Source organism: Paracoccus salipaludis (assembly GCF_002287065.1).
GTDB lineage: Bacteria > Pseudomonadota > Alphaproteobacteria > Rhodobacterales > Rhodobacteraceae > Paracoccus > Paracoccus salipaludis.
Genome location: NZ_NSJZ01000111.1, coordinates 1 through 585, shown reverse-complemented (window position 1 = coordinate 585; position 585 = coordinate 1). Strand labels below are relative to the sequence as shown.

Annotated in this window: 2 protein-coding genes; one reads left to right on the top strand and one right to left on the bottom strand. The window is 54.5% G+C overall.

Features of this window, described 5'->3' with window-relative positions:
* Positions 1 to 294, top strand: a 294-nt coding sequence (locus CK240_RS18835) for a hypothetical protein (RefSeq protein ID WP_167650112.1), incomplete at its 5' end; no start/stop codon positions are given.
* A 36-nt stretch (positions 295 to 330) separates the two neighbouring features.
* Here the strand turns inward: CK240_RS18835 and CK240_RS17795 are convergent.
* A partial coding sequence (locus CK240_RS17795; RefSeq protein ID WP_135058958.1) for a BrnA antitoxin family protein occupies positions 331 to 585 on the bottom strand: 255 nt, incomplete at its 5' end.

Here is a 585-nt window from a genome sequence, read left to right as displayed (position 1 = left end):
AATAAACAAAGACATACAAGAGTAGCGGGTGGCAACCCTGAACTCTTGGCAAGCGGTGGTTATCTTGCTGTAACCCATCCTGATGGACCCTTAGAAATCACGATTCACACAGAATCGCCCAAGGCGCACAACTTGGTCGATATAAGTATTACACTGCTGGATACAGAGATTGATACTGAGCCATACTTTGATCGCTCACTTATTCACTATCAGCACCCAGAATTTCCTCAACTTGATCTAAATAAAAGTTTGCAATTTGTTTCGAGCGCAACGCCGAAAGTAACAGCCTGTTAGCTGCCGCCCGATTGGGAGCGGATCTGCCCGTTCGACTCAGCCGCGGCGGCCGAGCTCGGCCATCATGGCGCGACGCAGGATCGCGTTCATGCGGGTCTGATAGCCCTGTCCCCCGGCTTTCAGCCAAGCCAGCACATCGGTATCCAGTCGCGCCGTGATCTGCTGTTTGATCGGGCGATAGAACCGGCCTCGGACTGCGCCGGCCCATTGCTCGTCGGTCAGCTCGGGAATGTCGCTGGTATCGATCTGATCGGCTGGCAGCGCGTCCAGCTTGGCAAGTTCCTTGCGCCG